Annotated in this window: 17 protein-coding genes; 8 read left to right on the top strand and 9 right to left on the bottom strand. The window is 56.9% G+C overall.

The features are described from left to right. Nucleotides 1–24: 24 nt before the first annotated feature. Nucleotides 25–780, bottom strand: a complete 756-nt coding sequence (locus ACR0JG_RS18465) for a class II aldolase and adducin N-terminal domain-containing protein (protein WP_170515321.1) — start codon at nucleotides 778–780, stop codon at nucleotides 25–27. Nucleotides 781–897: 117 nt separating this feature from the next. Between ACR0JG_RS18465 and ACR0JG_RS18460 the strand changes: the two genes are divergently transcribed. The 6 genes from ACR0JG_RS18460 to ACR0JG_RS18435 all read left to right on the top strand — a co-directional run bounded on the left by ACR0JG_RS18460 (nucleotide 898) and on the right by ACR0JG_RS18435 (nucleotide 8,402). Further along, complete coding sequence (locus ACR0JG_RS18460; RefSeq protein WP_480571754.1) at nucleotides 898–1,773, top strand: LysR family transcriptional regulator; 876 nt, start codon at nucleotides 898–900, stop codon at nucleotides 1,771–1,773. Nucleotides 1,774–1,930: 157 nt separating this feature from the next. Continuing rightward, complete coding sequence (gene ade / locus ACR0JG_RS18455) at nucleotides 1,931–3,733, top strand: adenine deaminase (protein WP_480571751.1); 1,803 nt, start codon at nucleotides 1,931–1,933, stop codon at nucleotides 3,731–3,733. Next, entirely contained in the window at nucleotides 3,730–5,193 is a 1,464-nt protein-coding gene (locus tag ACR0JG_RS18450; RefSeq protein ID WP_480571749.1) for an AMP nucleosidase, read from the top strand. Before ade ends, ACR0JG_RS18450 begins: the two co-directional genes overlap by 4 nt. Before the next feature lie 130 nt (nucleotides 5,194–5,323). Continuing rightward, nucleotides 5,324–5,611: an HU family DNA-binding protein gene (locus ACR0JG_RS18445; protein WP_010442901.1), complete on the top strand. Its 288-nt coding sequence runs from the start codon at nucleotides 5,324–5,326 to the stop codon at nucleotides 5,609–5,611. 174 nt (nucleotides 5,612–5,785) lie between these two features. After that, the gene (locus ACR0JG_RS18440; protein ID WP_480571746.1) at nucleotides 5,786–7,333 is read left to right on the top strand and encodes a hypothetical protein; all 1,548 of its coding nucleotides are present in this window, start codon (nucleotides 5,786–5,788) and stop codon (nucleotides 7,331–7,333) included. A gap of 181 nt (nucleotides 7,334–7,514) precedes the next feature. Next, nucleotides 7,515–8,402 (top strand): DMT family transporter, encoded by an 888-nt coding sequence (locus ACR0JG_RS18435; protein WP_170737314.1) that lies wholly within the window; start codon nucleotides 7,515–7,517, stop codon nucleotides 8,400–8,402. Here the strand turns inward: ACR0JG_RS18435 and ACR0JG_RS18430 are convergent. After that, entirely contained in the window at nucleotides 8,378–8,899 is a 522-nt protein-coding gene (locus tag ACR0JG_RS18430; protein WP_480571743.1) for a glutathione peroxidase, read from the bottom strand. The two genes, ACR0JG_RS18435 and ACR0JG_RS18430, sit on opposite strands and share 25 nt — an antisense overlap. 143 nt (nucleotides 8,900–9,042) lie before the next feature. Here ACR0JG_RS18430 and msrB point away from each other — a divergent pair, with 143 nt between their 5' ends. After that, complete coding sequence (gene msrB / locus ACR0JG_RS18425; RefSeq protein WP_170399151.1) at nucleotides 9,043–9,489, top strand: peptide-methionine (R)-S-oxide reductase MsrB; 447 nt, start codon at nucleotides 9,043–9,045, stop codon at nucleotides 9,487–9,489. After that, nucleotides 9,489–10,001 (top strand): peptide-methionine (S)-S-oxide reductase MsrA, encoded by a 513-nt coding sequence (gene msrA, locus ACR0JG_RS18420; protein ID WP_170408742.1) that lies wholly within the window; start codon nucleotides 9,489–9,491, stop codon nucleotides 9,999–10,001. Before msrB ends, msrA begins: the two co-directional genes overlap by 1 nt. A 26-nt stretch (nucleotides 10,002–10,027) precedes the next feature. Here the strand turns inward: msrA and ACR0JG_RS18415 are convergent, their stop codons facing one another. From ACR0JG_RS18415 to ACR0JG_RS18385, 7 genes are all read right to left on the bottom strand, one after another. Continuing rightward, nucleotides 10,028–12,031: a hydantoinase/oxoprolinase family protein gene (locus ACR0JG_RS18415; protein ID WP_480571740.1), complete on the bottom strand. Its 2,004-nt coding sequence runs from the start codon at nucleotides 12,029–12,031 to the stop codon at nucleotides 10,028–10,030. Between the two features lie 62 nt (nucleotides 12,032–12,093). Beyond that, complete coding sequence (queG, locus tag ACR0JG_RS18410) at nucleotides 12,094–13,131, bottom strand: tRNA epoxyqueuosine(34) reductase QueG (protein WP_170515246.1); 1,038 nt, start codon at nucleotides 13,129–13,131, stop codon at nucleotides 12,094–12,096. Between the two features lie 76 nt (nucleotides 13,132–13,207). Next, entirely contained in the window at nucleotides 13,208–13,873 is a 666-nt protein-coding gene (gene fzlA, locus ACR0JG_RS18405; RefSeq protein WP_170399162.1) for an FtsZ-binding protein FzlA, read from the bottom strand. A 60-nt stretch (nucleotides 13,874–13,933) separates the two neighbouring features. After that, complete coding sequence (mtgA, locus tag ACR0JG_RS18400; protein ID WP_170636748.1) at nucleotides 13,934–14,674, bottom strand: monofunctional biosynthetic peptidoglycan transglycosylase; 741 nt, start codon at nucleotides 14,672–14,674, stop codon at nucleotides 13,934–13,936. A 38-nt stretch (nucleotides 14,675–14,712) separates the two neighbouring features. Next, nucleotides 14,713–15,663, bottom strand: coding sequence for a Hint domain-containing protein (locus ACR0JG_RS18395; protein WP_170819279.1), 951 nt, complete (start codon nucleotides 15,661–15,663; stop codon nucleotides 14,713–14,715). Nucleotides 15,664–15,848: 185 nt separating this feature from the next. Next, nucleotides 15,849–20,381, bottom strand: a complete 4,533-nt coding sequence (gltB, locus tag ACR0JG_RS18390; protein ID WP_480571736.1) for a glutamate synthase large subunit — start codon at nucleotides 20,379–20,381, stop codon at nucleotides 15,849–15,851. Between the two features lie 109 nt (nucleotides 20,382–20,490). Then, complete coding sequence (locus ACR0JG_RS18385; RefSeq protein WP_170515238.1) at nucleotides 20,491–21,924, bottom strand: NAD(P)-dependent oxidoreductase; 1,434 nt, start codon at nucleotides 21,922–21,924, stop codon at nucleotides 20,491–20,493. Nucleotides 21,925–22,094: the final 170 nt, after the last annotated feature.

Below are 22,094 nucleotides of genomic sequence, written 5' to 3'. Positions count from 1 at the left end.
GGCTGAAACTCCTAACAGTGCGCTTCAGGTTGCGTAATCCGAGCCTTCGGCATCCAGAACAGATTTGATTTCGCGTAGATGTGCTTCGGCCTGACCGGGATATTCATCAAGCTCTTGCGCGGTTTTCTCAGCAATCTCATCGGACAGAACGCGCAAAGGTTGCCTGGTTTGAAGAGCACGAATGTACGTTTCCGCGGCGCGTTCAAAATAATAGAGTCTGTTAAAGGCATCTGCCGGACTGTCGCCGATCACCAAAACCCCGTGGTTGCCCATGATCATGACTTTCTTTTTCGGGTCCGACAGCATCGCGGCACAGCGCTCACCTTCGTTTTCAAAAGCCAGACCTCCGAATTCTTCATCGATTACGTAGCGATTGAAGAAAGTTGCGGTGTTCTGATCGATCGGCGGCAAGCTGCTGTCTGCCAGCGAGGCAAGAACCGTCGCAAAAATCGAATGCACGTGCATCACGCAGCGCGCATGCGGGCAATGGCGGTGGATCGATCCGTGGAGCCCCCAAGCCGTCGGATCCGGTGCGCCGGGCTGGTCCATGACATCTTTGTCATTGGCATCAAGCAGCAGCAGATTTGACGCCTTGATACGCGCGAAATGCATCTGATTGGCATTCATCAGGAACTGCGTGCCGTCTTCGTTCACCGCAAGGCTGAAATGGTTCGCCACCCCTTCATGCATGTTCAACCGTTCGGTCCAGCGGAATGCGGCGGCCATGTCCACGCGTTCGGACCAATGATCGATGTTGGGACGCAGGTTTGTAACGCTCATGCCGGGCTCCTTCGCTGGTCAATTGACTTCTGGGAAATCGTGCCTTCACCGCAAACGTTTGACCAACGAAAAAAACATGCCTGGTTCATTAGTAAAACTACTGGCAGAGTTATAAGTATGCAGAAATCACTTCCTCCGCTCGGCTGGCTGCGCACATTTGAAGCTGCGGCCCGTCATTTGTCATTCACGGGGGCGGCGCGGGATTTGAACATGACGCAAAGCGCAGTCAGCCAGCAAATTAAATCGCTTGAGGGCTATTTGGGTCAGCCCTTATTCCTGCGTCGCCCGCGTGCATTGGAGCTGACCGAAGCTGGTATCACCTATTTGCCGGTCGTGCGTGAAGCCTTTCGAACTCTGGTAAGGGGGACACAAGCCGTCACGGGCGCACAACAAAACGCGGTTCAGGTCCAGAGCAACATCACATTTGCCGTCAACTGGCTGGCTCCGCGCCTGCCCCGGTTTCGGGAACTGCATCCGGATGTACATCTGAACATCTTCACCGAACTATGGGAGCCACGCGAAATGGCCGAAGGCGCGGCGGTGGAAATCCGCTATTCGCTGCGCCCGGCCGATACGGTGCGGACAGAATTGCTGCGGACTGATCACTATTATCCTGTCTGTGCCCCCAACTTCCCGGTGACGCTGGAAACCCTGCAGGAACAGCCTCTATTCGACTGTTCAAATTTGTTGTCGAATTGGGAAAACTGGATCACAGATCAGGGTCTAACTTGGGAAAAACCCAAGGTAACCTATTCGACGACCTATCTGGTCAGCCTGTCCGTTGCGATGGCCAGAGGAGGCTTGTGTCTAGCCCACGACACGATCGCAAAACGGTTGATTGACGAAGGCCACCTGATCGCGCCGTTCAACCATCGCGCCGCAATGCCTGAGGCCTATTATCTATTGCTATCGCCTCAGGCCGAGGAAACGCCCGGCGCGTTGGCGTTTGTCGACTGGCTGCGTGCCGAGATCGAAGCCGATCGTCAAAACTAACTGCGGGTCGCTCCCGCCCATCGTCAATGCCCTTCGGGCATCTCCTCTGGTTGGGCGTGGCAGCGCTGAAGCGCTGCGGTTGGCAGGTATTGTGATGATTTCATGATACCTTAATCGTGGGGGTTGCACCTTGCGTCGCATTCGGGAAAGTTGGGCCATGGAATACACTCCCTTCCCAAGTTGGCCCGATACCGCCCCTCGTCTCATCGCTGTTGCTGCGGGCCGTGAGGCCGCCGATACGGTGATCCGTGGCGGCATTTGGGTCAATGTGCATAGCCGCGAAACCCTGCCTGACCATGACGTGGCGATCGCTGCGGGGCGCGTTGCTTTTGTGGGGCCGGACGCCGCGCATTGTATCGGTCCTGAGACTCAGATCATCGACGCGCACGGTCGCTATTTGGTGCCGGGGTTATGCGACGCACATATGCATATCGAATCAGGTATGTTGACCCCGGCCGAATTTGCCCGTGCGGTCATTCCGCATGGCACAACTTCGATGTTCACCGACCCGCATGAGATCGCCAATGTGATGGGGTTGGAAGGCGTGCGCCTGATGCATGACGAAGCGCTGATGCAGCCGGTGAACATTTTCACTCAGATGCCGTCCTGCGCGCCATCAGCTCCCGGGTTGGAGACGACCGGGTACGAAATCACTGCTGAGGATGTGGCCGAGGCGATGTCTTGGCCCGGTATCATCGGTCTGGGTGAGATGATGAACTTTCCCGGTGTCATTCATGGCGATCCGAAGATGTTGGCAGAGATCGCGGCCACACAGCACGCCGGCAAAACCGTTGGCGGGCACTATGCTTCGCCCGATTTAGGGTCTGATTTCGCCGCTTATGTCGCTGGCGGTCCTGCCGATGACCATGAGGGCACCTGCGAGGCAGACGCGATAGCTCGGGTCCGTCAGGGGATGCGGTCCATGATGCGGCTGGGATCGGCTTGGTATGATGTAGAAAGCCAGATCACCGCAGTGACAGAGAAAGGGCTGGACCCGAGGAACTTCATTCTGTGCACCGACGACTGCCATTCCGGCACTTTGGTCAACAATGGGCATATGAATCGCGTCGTGCGCCATGCGATTGCCTGCGGATGTAATCCTCTGGTCGCGTTGCAAATGGCGACTATCAACACGGCGGCCCATTTTGGGTTGGAGCGCGAGATCGGCTCGATCACTCCCGGACGGCGTGCGGATATCATCCTGAGTTCGGACCTGACAGAGCTGCCGATTGAAACCGTGATTGCGCGGGGACAGATCGTCGCTGAGAACGGGTCAGTGACAATCGATTGCCCGCATCTGAATTGGCCTGCCAAGGCGCGGAATACCGTTCATCTTGGTCACGTGCTGTCCTCAACCGACTTTGAGATCGCAGCCCCTGCCGGAGCGAACCGTGTCATGGCCAACGTGATCGGGGTGGTTGAAAATCAGGCCCCGACGCAAGCGTTGAAATCCGAGCTACCGATTATCGAAGGGCTGGTCGAAGGCGAAGGTGATGTGTGCCAGATCGCATTGGTCGAGCGGCACCGCGCTACCGGGGGTGTGACGAACGCCTTTGTCTCGGGCTTTGGATATCAGGGCAAAATGGCCATGGCCTCGACCGTCGCGCATGACAGCCACCACATGATTGTTGTCGGCACCGACCGTGAACAGATGGCACTGGCCGCGAACCGGCTGGCCGAAGTGGGTGGAGGCATCACGATCTTCCGCGATGGTGAAGAACTGGCCCTGGTGGAACTGCCTATCGCAGGCCTGATGTCTGACAGCCCAGCGGCTGAGGTTGCCGCCAAAGCCGAACAAATGGTCGAGGCGATGAAGGCCTGCGGCTGTCAGCTTAACAACGCATATATGCAGCACTCTCTGCTGGCCTTGGTTGTGATCCCAGAACTGCGGATCTCAGACCTTGGGCTGGTGGACGTGCGTACATTTGAAAAGATCGAACTTCTGGAACCCCTTGCATGACTACTATCCGAACTCCTGACGTTCCTAACCCTGAGAAATTTACTGACCCGCTGGCAGCCGTCGCGCGTTTAGAAGAGCTTTATGAACAGGCGACGAAATTCCTGTGCGACAAGTTTGCAGAGGCGCTCAAGAACGGCGCTCCTACCGAAAGATTTCGAGCGTTCTACCCCGAAATCCGGATCAGGACCTCGTCCTACGCGCAGGTCGACAGCCGGTTGAGTTTTGGGCACGTGTCCGAACCAGGCACGCATGCCACGACAGTGACGCGCCCCGATTTGTTCCGGTCTTATCTGACCCAGCAGATCGCGCTTTTGATCAAGAACCACGATCAGCCGGTCACAATCGGAGCTTCGGAAACGCCGATCCCGGTCCATTTCGCTGTCGCCAATAACCCGGATCTGGTTGTCCCGCATCAGGGTGCAGCTGGGTTCACTCTGCGCGATGCGTTCGATGTACCGGACCTGAATACAACAAACGACGATATCGTGAATGGCGTGCACGAGCTGGAAAACGAAGCCGGGCCCCTTGCGCTGTTCACGGCCCAGCGCGTGGACTATTCGTTGGCAAGGCTTTCGCATTACACCGCGACTGACCCCGGTCATTTCCAGAACCACGTGCTGTTCACCAACTATCAGTTCTATGTCTCGGAATTTGAGAGCTACGCACGGGCGCAACTCGCTGATCCCGACAGCGGCTATACCAGCTTTGTCTCGACCGGGAATGTTGAGATCACGGACGCCGAAGCCGTACTGGAACAGCCCCTTAAACTGCCGCAAATGCCAACCTACCACCTGAAACGCGCGGATGGGTCTGGGATTACGCTGGTCAATATCGGCGTCGGGCCATCGAATGCCAAAACGGCCACCGACCACATTGCGGTTCTGCGCCCGCACGCCTGGTTGATGGTCGGCCACTGCGCCGGTCTGCGCAACACGCAGGCGCTTGGGGATTTCGTACTGGCACATGCCTACCTGCGCGAGGACAAAGTGCTGGACGACGACCTGCCCGTCTGGGTGCCGATCCCACCGCTGGCCGAAGTCCAGGTCGCGCTGGAACAGGCTGTGGCCGAGGTAACCGAGTTGGAAGGCTACGAGCTGAAACGTATCATGCGAACAGGTACAGTCGCCTCGGTCGATAACCGCAATTGGGAGCTTCGCGATCAGTCCGGCCCGGTGCAACGGCTCAGCCAGTCCCGTGCGATTGCGCTGGATATGGAAAGTGCAACAATCGCAGCCAACGGTTATCGGTTCCGGGTTCCTTACGGCACCTTGCTGTGCGTCTCGGATAAGCCCTTGCATGGTGAATTAAAGCTTCCCGGCATGGCTTCGGCGTTCTATACCACTCAGGTCAGTCGTCATTTGGCGATCGGAATCCGGGCGATGGAGCACTTGCGCGGCATGCCGCTGGAACGGTTACACAGCCGGAAATTGCGTTCGTTTGACGAAACGGCCTTTCTCTGAAGCAAAAAAGCAACGAATTTCCCCTATTTTTGGGGTTTTTAGTGCTACTATTCGTTGTGTTCAGCCACAATATCCCGTTACAGTTACGCGGTGAGGCCCTATAGATCGGGCACGTTAAGGAGACCAAGAAATGGCAAAGCCTATGACAAAGACTCAGCTGGTGGCTGCTCTCGCTGAGGAAATGGGAACTGACAAGAAATCCGCAAATGCCGCGCTGGAGGCCATGACCGGCCTGATCACTCGCGAAGTTTCGGCCGGTGGTGCCGTCACCCTGCCCGGCGTTGGCAAAATCTACTGCCGCGAGCGCCCCGAGCGCATGGTGCGCAACCCCGCCACCGGCGAGCAGTTCAAGAAAGAAGCCGACAAAGTGGTCAAAATGACCATCGCGAAAGCTCTGAAAGACAGCGTCAACGGCTAATTCGCCGAAGACAGATCGCAAGATCGAAGGGGTCGCCACCGGGCGGCCCTTTTTTTGTCTGAATAAGTTATGTAAGCATCTGATTAATATCGAGTTTTTGCAGCTATCGCCATAGTTGTGTCATATTCCTCATCCACTCGCTTAATGGGAAGTATTATTGAGGAATCTCGATTTATGGCACGATATCAAACCACTGAATTCGATACAGAAAATCAATTCGACTGGGCAAGCATCCAATACACGATTGAAGACGATGTTGTCGTTGCAACGCGGACGACTTTTGATGCCGGATACGCGGTCTTCGGGACTTACGAAGACGGCGTTTTGCGTCAGGAATTTTATGTCGGAACAGAAGAGGCATTGGGCTTTGATAATCGGTTCATTGACTATGACGCCAATGGCATAATGACCGAACGCGGAACGGTTTATCCAGACAGTATCCGCGTGACCGAGACCTTTCAAAATGGTGTTCCGAATGAGATTCTCATCCAAGATGGGTTTTTCGGAGACGGTGCAAAACCCTGGAACCAGATCGTTCTACGCTATGATGCGTCGGGCAATATCATAGGCCGCACGATAACAAACGATAATGGTACCCGGACGGTTGAAGTCTTCGCGCCCGGTCATTTCAGTACTGTTCAGGACTTTCTACAAACCAAATCCTGGGATCGGATCGACACGTTCTTCGATGTCAACGGAGAGACAACCGGACGGACGACCACCTATGACAATGGAATTATCAGACAGGAAACGTGGAAAGACGGACAGCATAGCAACGTAACGCAGACAGACGGAAGCGACATAAAGTCGTGGGAAACCATTAGCACCTCATTTGATGGCAGTGGAAAGAAATCTGAAAAGACAACGACATATGACAATGGAGTCGTGAAACATGAGATCTGGTCAAATGGCCAGCGCGTCAGCATCAGCCAGACCGATGAGCTGGATGCGAAATCCTGGGATTCGATCACGACCGCCTATCAGGACGGACAAATCTCGGAACGTCGGCTGGAGAAAGATAATGGGGACGTAACCGTTACACTTTATGCGGATGGAAAACGTTCTGACGTGCTGCAACTGGACGGGGACGACAGTGCTTCTTGGGCATTGAAAGTCACCAGCTATCCAGACGCAGCCGGGAAAGAGATTTCTTTGTATGAAAAGGTCGAGGACATCCCTGAATCCTTGTTCCAATACTTCCCGGAACTGACCCCGCCTGACCCGCTTGAAGAGTTCGTGCTGGATTTCAATGACGGAACCCGCATCAAAGACAATGATCAGGTGCTGAATGGTGCATTTATTGCAAGTGTTAGCAAAGGGCAGAGCAACACTGATGGCATTCTAACCCCATACGAATACGGTGGCTCGAATCCCGACCCCGACCTGGAGGCGTTCAATTCCTGGGGGGCAACGGTTGGCTTCTCCAAAAGCGATGGCGAAGAATTCAACTTCAACAGCGTTTCCTTGGCCAATGCTTCCAGATCGGACACCACGTATATTCCTGAATCGAACTGGGCAAACCAAGTCACAATCAATGCCTATAATGGCGATGAGCTGGTGCACTCCGCAGAGGTCGATCTGACATTCGATCACGTCACCCACGAATTTGACTGGCGCGATATTGATCACGTCGAGTTCGTCGCATCGGGAGGTGAAATCACCAACGAGCACGTTGAGAACGCGGGTTGGTTCTCGATGGACGATCTTAGCTTTTTTGCCTGAATCAAGCGACAAGCTGAATCATAATGATGAGCAGTGCTTTTCTACAAAAGCACTGCTCATTCTCATTGCGCGCAAGCTCATTAATGCCATCTATCGGGCGACCCCGCTATTCGACGCAATGGGTCCTTGCAGCTCATGTTAGAATCAGGAACAGTCGCCCGAATTTCATCAGGAGGCCGTAATGGACCTGCGCGCCATCGCCATGGGGCTTGTTTTCGCCCTCATCTGGTCTTCGGCCTTCAGCTCGGCGCGGATCATCGTTGCCGATGCCTCGCCTTTGTTCTCGTTGGCGCTGCGATTTCTGATATCGGGACTAATTGGCGTGGCGATCGCACGCGCCATGGGGCAAAGCTGGCGCCTGACTCGCAACCAATGGCGCGCCACTATTCTGTTCGGAATCTGCCAAAATGCCCTTTATTTGGGTCTAAACTTCTATGCGATGCAGACAGTTGAGGCTTCGGTCGCGGCGATCATCGCCTCGACTATGCCCCTGCTGGTAGCCCTTGCCGGCTGGCTGCTATTGGGTGAGCGGATGCGCCCGCTGGGGATCGTCGGCTTGCTAGCGGGCTTTGTCGGTGTCGCGCTGATCATGGGTAGCCGGATTGACGCTGGTGTCGATCTGTTCGGGGTTCTGCTCTGCGGAATCGGAGCGCTTGCGCTGACCTTTGCCACCTTGGCTGTTCGGGGGGCGACTTCGGGCGGTAACTTCATGATGGTGGTTGGGCTGCAGATGCTTATCGGATCGGCGGTGCTGTTTCTCGCCGCCCCGGTGTTCGAGTCTATTCATATCCACGCCACACTGCCTTTTTTGCTGGCTTTCACCTACACCACGTTATTCCCGGGCCTTCTGGCAACTTTCATCTGGTTCCTGCTACTGGATCGCATCGGCCCGATCCGTGCAGCAACGTTCCATTTCCTCAACCCGGTATTCGGCGTGACCATCGCCGCCATTTTACTGGGTGAGAAGCTGGGCCCATTGGATGCGGTGGGGGTTCTGATCACAACACTGGGTATTCTTGCCGTACAGCTGTCGCGCGAGCCCGGTCAGCGCAGCAACGCCTCGACCTGATCTATCAAATTAGGCGCATTTGGCTTGGTGCTTGACCCATAGGTGGCAACGACCTCACCCTCGGGGCCAATAAGCACTTTGTTAAAGTTCCATTTCGGGACAAAGCCAGTCTGCGCAGCAACAGCTCGGTAAAACGGATGGGCATCCAAACCTTTCACTGGAGTGATATCCGTCATCGGAAGCGTAAGGTCATAATTTAGTTCGCAAAAATTCTTGACCTCTTTCGACGACGCCAGCTCTTGTTTGAACGAATTCGACGGGACCGCCAGTACCACCAGCCCGCGTTCTTCATATGTTTCGTGCAGCTCCTGCAACGCTGCGTATTGTCCGGTAAAGCCGCAAAGCGACGCCGTGTTGACCACAAGCACGGGCTGTCCGCGCCAGTCTTCCAGTGATAATGTCCCGCCATCGATTGATGAAAATTCGCCCGTCAGTGGTGCCGCCTGAAGGGCTTTGCCCAACAAGATCAGAGCAGTCAACAGAGCCATACGGAACATCACTTCACCTCCTGTTATAAATCATACGCGCTGTGCATTCGTTTGGATCAACTGCACAGACCCGCGAGCGCGCTGTAATATGGTTTTGATTCCTGCGCATCTATGCCCAAATAGGACATCATCATTCAAACACCGGAGGATCCATGTCCCGTTATACCAAAGACCCCGAGGTCATTGCGGCCCTCTCACCTGAAGAATTTCACGTCACCCAGCGCAGCGGCACCGAACGCCCGGGCACTGGCAAGCTGTTGAACAACAAGGAACCGGGCATCTACGTGGATATCGTCTCGGGCGAGCCGTTGTTCGCCTCGACCCACAAATACGAATCCGGCTGCGGCTGGCCCAGTTTCACCAAGCCAATCATACATGAACATGTCGAAGAGTTTCGCGACACCACTCATGGCATGATCCGGACCGAGGTCCGCTCGAAACACGGCGACAGCCACCTGGGCCACGTGTTTCCCGATGGCCCCCGCGAACATGGCGGGCTACGCTATTGCATCAATTCCGCCTCGCTGCGGTTCATTCATCGCGACGAGATGGAGGCCGAAGGGTATGGCGAATTTCTGATCCATGTGGAGGATATCTGATGACCGATGAACGCGCCGTTCTGGCCGGAGGCTGCTTTTGGGGCATGCAGGACCTGATCCGCAAATTGCCCGGCGTCTCGCGCACCCGCGTCGGGTACACCGGCGGCGATGTGCCAAACGCAACTTATCGCAACCACGGCACCCATGCTGAAGGGATCGAAATCTGGTTCGACCCGACCCAAATCACCTATCGCGATCTGCTAGAGTTCTTTTTCCAGATCCACGACCCGACCACCCTGAATCGTCAGGGCAATGACCGCGGAATGAGTTATCGCTCGGCGATCTACTATGTGGACGATGCCCAGAAACAGGTGGCCGAAGATACAATTGCCGATGTCAACGCCAGCGGCATTTGGCCCGGCAATGTGGTGACCGAAGTCGAACCCGTCGGCGATTTCTGGGAAGCCGAGCCCGAGCATCAAGATTACCTAGAGCGCATCCCCAACGGATACACCTGCCATTTCCCGCGCCCGGACTGGGTGCTGCCAAAACGCTCCAGTGCGGCAGAATGATATGCGCGGTATAGCCCCTTGCGGGGCTATCCGACCGCCACCCGAGGTCGTCCGCTCGCCTCAACCGTGATCAACGCTTCGACGAATACTTCTTGCGCCTCAATCTTGGCGGTGCGGATATCGCGGTCGACTGTCACGCGTATATCCTCGGCACCTGCTTGGCGCACCGCGCCCTCAGCCTGGTTGCGCAGCACATCTTCAAGCAACTGTAGAGCGGAATTCGAGTCCGAGAAATCCTGCGGCCCCTCTTCCAGATGTACCCGATAGCGGCCTTCGGCCGGGGACGTAACTGAACCGGCCCGCCGAAGGGTCAGCCGCCCGACAACCGCACCGATGGCATTTGCAACACCGGCATGCTCTGGCAGGACCATCTTGCAATGCAACCGCTCTCCGACTGCCGGGTAATAGCTGGGGGCCGAAGCCCCAAGGCCCACTACATCCACATTCAGCGCGGTATCCAATGCCAACAACCCACGGTGTTTCGCCAACCCGCGCTGCGTCAGAACATGCCGGGCCAGATCTCTTGCAGGCTGGTCAAACCCATGGCTTTCCTCGGCAAAAGCAGTCTCTAATAAGGTCAATGAGGTTTGTTCCGTCAACTGATCGACAATGAGCTGAGCCAGCGCTTCAGGCGATACTGCCAGCCTGTCCCCTGATCCAACCCGCTTACGCGCCATCAGTTCCAGCGCCTTGAGCGCTGCCGAGCAGTCCCAATCCGCAAGCCGCCCCAGAGCATGGCTGGCATCCGAAGGGGTGACACCCGAGACCTGTACGATCCCGCGATCCACCAAACGACCCAGTGCCCCATGCTCCATCCGGGTTTGCAACAGACTGCTGAGCGGCACAACACGATCCTCCAACCGGTCCAGTAACACTGATTCACGCGGCCCGACCCCATCGGCGGGGATACCCGGCACACGACGGGCAAACCTCGTGTCATGTTCACCTACAGTCGTCGCCCGCAATTGCTCATCCAATGCCGCATGTACCACATCCGGGGCCTCAGCTGCGATCAGCGACACCGGCAGCACCCGACGCGGCCCAAGGAAGACACCGCCGCCCAAGCCTTCGGTCACCACATGCACCTGACTGTCACCGCCCAAACCATGAGTCCGCATCGCAACCGCTTCAACCATGGTCCTGAAACCGCCAACCTGCGCGCCTGCGGGGTCGATGGCAGGTTTGCCATCTCTGATCAGCGCGACGTCGGTCGTGGTCCCGCCGATATCGGACACCAGCGCGTTCTCAACATCGGTCAGCCAGCGCGCGCCAACGATAGAGGCCGCAGGGCCACTTAGGATCGTTTCAATCGGACGCTCCCGCGCCTGCTCGGCGCTCATCAAAGCGCCATCCCCGCGCACAACCATCATTGGGGCGGTGATGCCCTGCGCGCGCAACTGATCCTGCGCGCGCCCGATCAAGCGGTCGATCATCCCGATCAATCGTGCATTCAGCACGGCGGTCACCGCACGCTTTGGCCCATTCAGCTTGGCCGACAGGTGATGAGAGCACGTGACCGGCGCTCCCGTACGCTCGGAAATCACGCGCGCCACTTCCAGTTCATGCGCCGGATTCCTGGTCGCGAACTGTGCCGCAACCGCATAGCCGGAAATGCCTGAATGTGAGTCTAAAAAGGCCTCTAGCCCTGCAACATCCAATTCGGCGACCTGACCCCCGGCATGGTTGTGCCCCCCGGCCAGAACCAAAGCCGGATCGCCCTTCAACGCCTCTCTTAGACCGTGTTTCTCAAGGTCGCTTTCCCGAAACCCGACATAGATCAACGCCACGCGCCCGCCCTGGCCTTCGACCAACGCATTGGTGGCCAGCGTTGTCGACAACGATGCCATCCCAATCTGATCCGGAGACACATCAGCCGTCTCCAGCACAGCAGAAACCGCGCGGCCCACACCAATCGCCAGATCCGCTCGTGTGGTCAGCGATTTGGCCGATGCGATCACCTCGCGCTCATCCTGGATCAGCACCGCATCCGTATAGGTTCCGCCCGTATCCACCCCCAAAGCCAACGCCATCGGGTCCTCCATCTGTTCGCCAGAACCGGGTGTAGCGTTTTCCTGCGGCGCGTCCAGCCTGTTTACGACAACCGGGATGCCGCCCAGCGCGCTGCATCAGCCACGGTCGGGTCCGGATCATCGGTCAGCGCCTGTGCAACCGGCAGTAACGCCGGCACCGCTGAGTTCCCAATCGCATAAAGCACGTTCCGCACGAACCGATTCCGGCCGATCCGCTTTATCGGCGAGCCCGAGAACATCGCGCGGAATGCTGTATCATCCAGCTGCGCCAGTTCCGCCAACGGAGGCGCCTTTAGCTCCTCCCGCGCCGCATAGCGAAGGTCACTGGCCGCGACCGCAAACTTGTTCCACGGGCAGGCCGCAAGACAATCATCGCAGCCATAGATTCGGTTGCCCAACAGCGCGCGCAACTCTTCCTCCACCGGCCCCTTATGCTCGATGGTCAGATACGAAATACAGCGCCGCGCATCCAACTGATACGGTGCCGGAAACGCGTCGGTCGGACAGGCCGTCAAACACGCGCGGCATGAGCCACAATGGTCGACCTCAGCGCCATCCACAGGCAAATCCAAAGTTGTGAAAACAGACCCTAAAAAGGCCCAATTTCCCCAATCCTGACTGACAAGATTGGTATGCTTGCCCTGCCACCCCAGCCCAGCGGCCTGCCCCAGCGCCTTCTCTGGCACCGGAGCAGTATCGACAAACACCTTCACTTCACCCCCACCCTCGGCAATCAGCCAGCGCGCCAATCGTTTGAGGCGCTTCTTAACCAGATCGTGATAATCCTTGTTCTGCGCATAAACCGAAATGGCGCCCAAGTTGGAATGCGCCAGCACCGCAGTCGGGTCATGCTCGGGCGTATAGCTCTCCGCAAGCATGATCACCGACCGCGCGTCAGGCCACAGCACAGACGGATCACCGCGCCAATGAGCCCGCTCAGCCATCCAGCCCATCTGGCCATGATATCCGGCTTGTAGAAAGGCATCCAACCGTTCGGGAACAAGGGGCACATCCCAAGGACGACAAACCCGACAGGCGACAAACCCCTCAGACAAGGCTTGCTCCACCAACCGCTGTTTCAACTCCGATCCGCTCTTCATCTGGCCAAAAATACCTTCGGGGGTGAATTGGCCCAATGGCCAAGAGGGGGCGGACAGCCCCCTACCCCTCAATCTATCAGAAATCCAGATCCGCGTAATGTGGCGGTGGCCGGAATCCCGGAACCTGATCCGCCAGAATCGAGCGGAACGCCGGGCGGGATTTGATCTTGGCGTACCAGTCCTTCACCGCAGAGCTTCGGTTCCAATCTACGTCCGAAATGTAATCCAGCGCCGACAGATGCGCCGCCGCGGCGAAATCGGCCAATGTCATCTGATCTCCGGCCAGCCAGCGACGGTGATCCAGCAACCAAGCCATATAATCCAGATGATACTTGATCGCGCGCGCGCCTTCCTTGACGTTCTTGCTGTCCGGATAGCCTTGCCCCGTTACTTTCTTGTTCACCCGCTCATACAGTAGCTTTGAGGTCACCTCGTGGTGAAACTTGTCATCAAACCAGCCTACCAACCGCCGCACCTCATAACGTGCTTCGGCTTTTTTAGGCATCAAGGGTGGCTCGGGTCGGGTCTCTTCGATATATTCGCAGATCGCGGCGCTCTCGGCCATGATCTGACCATCCAGTCGCAGCACAGGAACCTTACCCGCCGGGTTGCGGCGCAAAAAATCCGGGTCCTGTTCCCAGTATCGTTCTTCGACCAGCTCAACCTCGATCTTCTTTTCGGCCAGAGACAGGCGAACCTTGCGGCAATAGGGCGAGAGGGGGACGTGAAACAGACGCGCCATGAACTTCCATTCGAACCAGTAGAGTACCCTTCAAGCTTTAGCCGCTGAGGGGTCTGGGTTTCAATCCTCGAAACACGCGGCGCGTCCATCTGCGCGGATGGTGGCCGCTCCATCCAGAATTGACGCGGCACGCCTGCGGGTCCGCACCGATGGATCCGTCACCGACCGGTTGCGCGGGGATGGCAGAATCGCCGCCACACGCGCCGCTTGTGTCGGAGACATTTTTGCCGCACTCACCCCATAATACTTCTGCGCCGCGGCCTCGACGCCAAAGATCCCTTGTCCGGTTTCCGCGACGTTCAGATACACTTCGAGAATGCGCTGCTTGCTCCAGACGATTTCAACAATCGGAGTCATCGAGGTTTCAAGCGCCTTGCGGACCCAGCTGCGCCCCTGCCAGAGAAATACATTCTTGACCACCTGCTGCGTGATGGTCGATGCACCCCGGCTGCCGCCATCTTCCAGCGCATCGCGGATCGCTTCGACATCAAAGCCCCAATGCAGGCAGAAGTTGGCATCCTCGGCTGCTACGACCGACCGCGCCATGATCGGGGCAATCTCTTCGATCGGCACCCACTCGCGATCAACCTTCCCAAGCCGCCGCCACTCGGACCAGATCGTATGCGTGACCGGCGGGTTCACGACTGAATAGATCAGAACCAAAGACACAAAAGCCACGACCATCGCCAGAACAACACGAAGGGTCCAGCGCCGTATCCGAGCGATAAGGCCTGTTGTTTTGTTTGATCTGGACGCCTTCTTTTTCTTACCGCGCGGTTTGCGGACTGCTTTTTTTGCCATGCCTTGCTATACGCCGCGAAGGGCGTATTTGAAACGGATTATTTCGACAACATCTGTCCGTCGCGCGGTCGCACAACCGGGCGTGCAGTTCTGACTGAGGCTGCTCCGCGCGCCGCCAACTCCGGGAACAAGGCCAATACTTCTGCTTGCGTCCGACGCTCGGCCTGGGTCAGTGCATGTCCCGGGTAGTAGCTTTCACTTTTGGCGCCATTGGCGAACACGATCTCATGTCGCCGGAACAGAATGTGGATATAATCCACCTCGCCCCCTTCGACACGCGTGACTGTTGTTCCGTTCACAAGACAATGGGCAGCGATCAGAACTTCTTCATGGCCAAACAGGTAGGGTGCACGCCAATCATCGATCAGCATCCTGTGCTGCGGCGAAACAAGCAGAGGGCGCGTGATTCCGAACATCCCTGTCTCGAACCGAATGGGGGCCAGTTTACCCTCGGCTGCTACCTTGGTCCGACCAATCCAGAGCACAGGTTTAGCGCCGCTATCCGCGGTCGTAACCAGATCTCCAAGTTTCAGGTCCTCGACCGGCCGGGGCCCATCGGGGGTATCAATCAATGTGCCGGGCGTAAAGCAAGGCGGACCGAGATCACCGTTGGCGATATCGACCGAACCAAACGAAGCCCCATCATCGCTAAAATCGGTGACTGAAGAAGAAACAAACGTGCCTTGCTGCAGAACCGAGCCGTCTGTTGGGGTAAAAACCTCGCGCCCGTCAGCAAGGTAGAAGGTAACGCCGGTATATGTAACCTGCGCACCACCCGGCAACTCGATCGTCACCATATCATCGAAGTAAGACGCAGTGATGTCAGATCCGTCAACCGAGTCTCCATTCAGCCGGTTGACCAGATCATCGTCATTCTGATCGATGATATCAAAGAACTCGACGTTCAGCGTGGATCCAACAACGGTTCCGTTCGCACCCGGATTGGCCGGGTCGAGCACAAAAAACTGGTCTGTATACGTCGTGGGCACACCGATATTCCACTTCACTCACATCATTGGGATAGCAGCATGCCTGCATTTCCCGAATAAACTATGACTAAAGCTAGGCGTTATGCACGGCATTACACAAGAATTGGAAACAATATGGCCAGACAAAAGAATACCCGGCGTGTTGGGAACGACACGCCGGGCCAAAGATTTAGATATCTCAAGACCTATTCTGCAGGAACCGCCGCCACTTCGGTGGTCAGAGGATGACTGAGCTTGTTCAACATCTCTTTTGGGCAAACCTGCAGGAAGTTGGTCTTTTCCACATCCCAATGCTGTAAGATATCAATGGCTTTGCGGCTATTGGTTTCCGCAACATGGCGCTCGATCATTGCTTTCAGCTGATCTTCCCAATGGTCCACTGTCACCGGACAGGTGACAAGCGTCTCCATGTTCATCAGCGCTTCGGCCTTGCCTTCGGGGTCGTACAGATAAGCCATACCACCCGTCATCCCCGCACCAAAGTTGGCACCGATATCGCCGAGAATAACCGCAACGCCGCCGGTCATGTATTCACATCCGTTCGAGCCGCAGCCTTCGATCACCACTCTGGCACCTGAATTTCGCACCGCGAACCGCTCACCTGCGCGGCCTGCTGCAAATAGGTGGCCATCGGTGGCACCGTATAGGACGGTGTTGCCAATGATGGTGTTATATTCCGCCTTGAGGGGGCTCACCTGCGGGGGCCGCACAACGATCATGCCGCCCGAAAGCCCCTTGCCGACATAGTCGTTGGCATCACCCGAGACCTCCAGCTTGAGACCTGGAGCGGCAAAAGCCCCCAGTGACTGGCCCGCCGAACCCTGCAGCTTCACATGCAAGTGATCGTCCTGGAACGTGTTCCGCATGCCGAAATTCTGGACGATGTGGCTTGAGACACGTGTACCCACGGTCCGATGCGTGTTCTGCACCGCGTAAGATAGTTGCATCTTCTCACCGTCTTTCAGGAAGCGCGCCGCATCGCGCACAATCTCGGCATCCAGCGTATCCGGCACTGCATTACGATCCTTGTCGCGGTTGTAGACGATATCATGTGCGCCATCGACGGTGATTAACAGCGGGTTGAGGTCCAGATCATCCAGATGCGCCGATCCGCGGCTGACCTGTGCTAGCAGATCAGCACGACCGATGATTTCGTCAATCGAACGTGCGCCGAGGCTAGCCAGCAGTTCTCGCACTTCCTGTGCGTAGAAGGTGATCAGGTTCACCACCTTGTCCGCGTTGCCAGTAAACTTGGCACGCAACGATTCGTCCTGCGTACACACGCCCACCGGACAGGTGTTCGACTGGCACTGACGCACCATAATACAGCCCATTGCGATCAGGGCGGCGGTACCGATGCCGTATTCCTCAGCGCCCATCATCGCGGCCATGACGATGTCACGACCGGTGCGCAGGCCACCATCCGTCCGCAGAGTCACACGGTCGCGCAGGTTGTTCATCGCCAGAACCTGATGGGCTTCGGTCAGGCCCATTTCCCATGGCAGGCCGGCATATTTGATGCTAGTCGCAGGTGAGGCCCCAGTGCCGCCATTGTGACCCGAAATAAGGATAATATCCGCTTTCGCCTTGGCCACACCGGCAGCAATCGTGCCGACGCCCGAGGACGCCACCAGCTTAACCGTCACTTTGCAGCGCGGGTTGATCTGTTTCAGGTCATAGATCAGCTGCGCCAAATCCTCGATCGAGTAGATGTCGTGGTGCGGCGGCGGCGATATCAGCGTCACACCCTTGGTAGAATGCCGCAGACGCGCGATCAGGTCTGTGACTTTCATACCCGGCAGCTGACCGCCCTCACCCGGTTTCGCGCCTTGGGCGACCTTGATCTCAAGCTCTTCGCACTGGTTCAGGTATTCGGCGGTCACGCCGAACCGGCCCGAGGCCACCTGTTTGATCTTGGCCGACGGGTTGTCACCGTTGGGTTCAGGCACAAAATGCGCCGGGTCTTCACCACCTTCGCCGGAATCCGACTTCGCGCCAATCCGGTTCATCGCCACGTTCAGTGTCTTGTGCGCCTCGGGGCTTAGGGCGCCCAGCGACATGCCTGGAGTGACAAAGCGTTTGCGGATTGAAGTGATCGATTCGACCTCTTCGATCGGCACCGGCTTGCCCAGCGGCTTGAAATCCATCAGATCGCGCAAGTGAATCGGAGGATTGGACTGCATCTTGGCCGAATACTGTTTCCACAGCTCATATGAGGCGCGGTTACAGGCCATTTGCATCATGTGCATTGAGGTTGCTTCCCACGCGTGGGTCTCACCCGATTTACGCGCTTTGTAGAAACCTCCGATGGGCAGAACATCCAAACCGCTGTCCCACGCCTTGGCATGAATTTCTTCGACTTTGGTCTGAATGCCGGTGACACCGATGCCGGAGATACGACTGGTCATGCCCGGGAAATACTCGGCCACCATCGCGCGGCTGAGACCCACGGCTTCGAAATTCAGACCACCGCGATAGGACGAGATCACCGAAATACCCATCTTGGCCATGATCTTCAGCAGACCCTGGTCGATGGCTTCGCGATAGCGCGCAACGTTTTCGGTCAGGGTGCCGTCCAGCAGACCACGGTCAATGCGATCAGCCAGTGAATCTTCGGCCAGATAGGCGTTCACAACAGTCGCGCCACAGCCGATCAGAACCGCAAAGTAATGAGGATCAACACATTCAGCAGACCGCACGTTCAGCGAACAAAAGGTCCGCAAACCCTGACGGGTCAAATGCGAATGCACAGCACTGGTGGCCAGGATCATCGGCATCGCCACACGACCTTGCCCTGAATTCATGTCAGACAGAACCAAGTGACCCGCGCCCGAGCGCACGGCTTCCTCTGCTTCGGCTCTAACACGTGCCAAGGCGGCGCTCAGAGCGCCTCGGCCGGGTTCAAAGCTACAATCGATCTCCGCAAGGGGTGAACCCAGTTGATTGACCAGGGTGTCCCATTGTGCATTGCCGACAAAGGGGCTTTCCAGAACGATGATCTCGGTCTGGCTGCTGTCTTCGTCCAGCACGTTCTTAAGGTTGCCGAACCGCGTCTTCAGCGACATCACACGGTATTCACGCAAACTGTCGATCGGAGGGTTCGTCACCTGGCTGAAGTTCTGCCGGAAAAAGTGGCTAAGCGGGCGGTATTGCTTGGACAGAACAGCCGAGGGCGTATCATCCCCCATCGAAGCCAGCGCCTCTTTGCCGTCCTCTGCCATCGGGGCAAGAATCTGTTCTAGGTCTTCTACAGAATACCCGGCCGCGATCTGACGCTTGCGCAGTTCTTCTCCGATGAATTTCGGGTGTTCCGTCACGCCCGCAAGTGACTCGTCCAGATCGTTGATCTTGCCGACCCAGTCGCCAAACGGCAGTGCTCGGGCCAGTTTGTCCTTGATCTGCTTGTCGCGGAACAGCTTGCCCTTTTTCATATCGACAGCCAGCATCTGGCCCGGTCCCAGCGCGCCTTTTTCGGTCACGGTGGCCTCATCAATCGGCACCATACCCGCCTCGGACCCCGCGATGACCAGACCATCGCCGGTTACCACATAGCGCATCGGGCGCAGACCGTTCCGATCCAAACCGGCACATACCCAGCGGCCATCCGTCATTGCCAGCGCAGCAGGGCCATCCCAAGGTTCCATCACTGAATTGCAGTAGGAATACATGTCGCGCCAGCTTTGCGGCAGCTCGATAGCTTGCTTGGACCAGCTTTCCGGAACCAGCATGGTCTTCGCCATCGGCGCAGAGCGCCCCGCACGCACCAAAACCTCGAATACCGAGTCTAATGCGGCAGAATCCGATGATCCGCCCGCAATGATCGGCTTGATGTCCTCGGCATAGACGCCAAAGCTGTCCGAGGTCATGCGGATCTCGTGGCTTTTCATCCAGTTGATGTTGCCTTTCAGCGTGTTGATCTCACCGTTGTGGGCCAACATACGGAAGGGCTGGGCCAGCCACCATTGCGGGAACGTGTTGGTTGAATAGCGCTGGTGGTAAATGGCAAAAGCGGACTCGAACCGCTCATCCAGCAGGTCGGGGTAGAAAACAGCGACCTGCTCGGCCAGCATCATGCCTTTGTAGATGATCGACCGGCAAGAGAGCGACGCCAGATACAGCCCCGAGATTCCTGCGGCCAGCGCCGCTTTTTCAATACGGCGACGAATGACATAGAGCTCACGCTCGAATGTCTCTTCATCCACGCCTTTGGAGTTCGAGATCAGAATTTGCTCGATCTCGGGCCGGGTCGCGTTGGCCTTTTCGCCCAGACAGGTCACATCAACCGGTACATGTCGCCAGCCATAAATATAGTAACCCATGCGCAGAACTTCGGTTTCCACTATAGTCCGGCATTGTTCCTGCGCGCCAAAATCCGTGCGGGGCAGGAAAACCTGACCGACAGCAACCAGTTCATCCAAGTTTGGTTCATGACCCGTGCGACGAATCTGATCATAGAAGAATGGGACCGGGATCTGCACATGGATACCTGCGCCATCCCCGGTTTTACCGTCCGCATCCACCGCGCCGCGATGCCAGATTGCCTTTAGCGCATCGATCCCGGCATCCACCACCTTGCGTGACGGCTTACCATCGACGGACACAACAAGGCCCACACCGCACGAGGAATGTTCTTCTTCCTCTGAATAGAGACCGTTTTCTGCCATCCATTTGCGCTTGGCTTCTTCGGCCCGCACCCAATCGGCATCATATTTGGTCATTGGCTGTCTCCTTCTTCCCAAGGGGGCACACAGGCTTTTGTTCATCTGTCGGCGTTCGCTTTCGAACGCATACCCGCTGGGATTTTTCGAATTGCTTTTGCGTTTTGTTTCACTCGGCTGCGATGGCGGATTTGGCGTTAAAACGCTCAATTATGGCATCTGCGCAATCGCGCCCGTCACGGATCGCCCAGACCACCAGCGAAGCACCGCGCACGATGTCGCCGATGGCATAAACGCCCTCCATCTCGGTCGCACCGGTCTGGAACGCGGCTTTGACGGTACCCCAGCGGGTCACGGGTAGATCGGGTTGACCAAACAGGGTGGGCAGGTCTTCGGGTTCGAATCCAAGCGCCTTGATCACCAGATCGGCCTCTTCGACATAGTCTGCGCCCTCAATCACTTCGGGAGCCTGACGGCCCGAGGCATCGGGCTGGCCCAGACGCATCTTCTGCACCATGACACCGTTTACCTGCTCATCGCCGGTAAAGCCTTTGGGTGCGCTAAGCCATTCGAAGATCACGCCTTCTTCCTCGGCATTCTGGGTCTCACGCTGCGAGCCCGGCATATTGGCGCGGTCCCGACGATAGAGGCATTTGACCGACGTCGCACCCTGACGAATCGACGTGCGCACGCAATCCATTGCGGTATCGCCCCCGCCGATGACGACCACTTTCTTACCTTCCGCGTTCAGGCGGCCATTGTCGAAGTCATCAACCGCATCGCCAAAACTTTTGCGATTCGAGGCTGTCAGAAAATCGATCGCCTTTTCAATCCCACCCAGACCGCTGCCGGGCATGGACAGATCACGGGATTTGTAGACGCCCGTTGCAATAATCACCGCATCATGTTTCGCGTGGATTTCCGCGAATTTCGCGGCGTCCACATCGCAGTTCAGCTCAAATGCAACACCACCATCTGCCAGCAGGTCATTTCGGCGTTGGACGATATCCTTTTCCAGCTTGAAACCGGGAATGCCGTACATCAGCAGCCCCCCCGCACGGTCATAACGATCATAGACCGTGACCTGAATACCCGCCCGGCGCAGCATATCCGCCGCTGCCAATCCTCCGGGACCACCGCCAATGATACCCACGCTTTCGTCGCGCTCGGCACGAGGCTGAACGGGTTTGACCCAGCCTTTGTCCCAGGCTGTATCGGTGATGTATTTCTCGATCGAGCCGATGGTGACCGTACCGTGGCCCGATTGCTCGATCACGCAATTGCCTTCGCACAGACGGTCCTGTGGGCAGATGCGGCCGCAGATTTCAGGGAAAGTGTTGGTAGCCTGGCTTGTTTGATACGCCTCTTCCAACCGCCCGGTTGCCGTCAGGTTCAGCCAATCAGGGATATTGTTGTGCAGCGGACAATGGGACTGGCAATAGGGCACTCCGCACTGGCTGCATCGGCTGGCCTGTTCGGCCGCCTTCTCCGCGGCGTACTCGGCATAGATTTCATCGAAGTCCTCTTTGCGGTCACTGGCGGCACGCTTTTCAGGCATGACACGATCGATCTGCACAAATTTCAGCATCGGTTGCTTGGCCACGGGTCAGACTCCATGAATTGGCTTGGTCAGGGTTCTTTAAGTGATGTCATTCTGGATGAAAAGTCAACAGTACTGACCTATATTGAGAAAACTGCATCGCTCGATGTTTTTTTCAGAGAAATTTGTCGTGTTTTTAGTTCCGATTCGGACCTATCTGAACACTTCACTTT

Source organism: Ruegeria sp. AD5 (genome assembly GCF_056542345.1).
The sequence above is the reverse complement of the archived record's forward strand: the minus strand, read 5'-3'. Positions and strand labels throughout refer to the sequence as shown.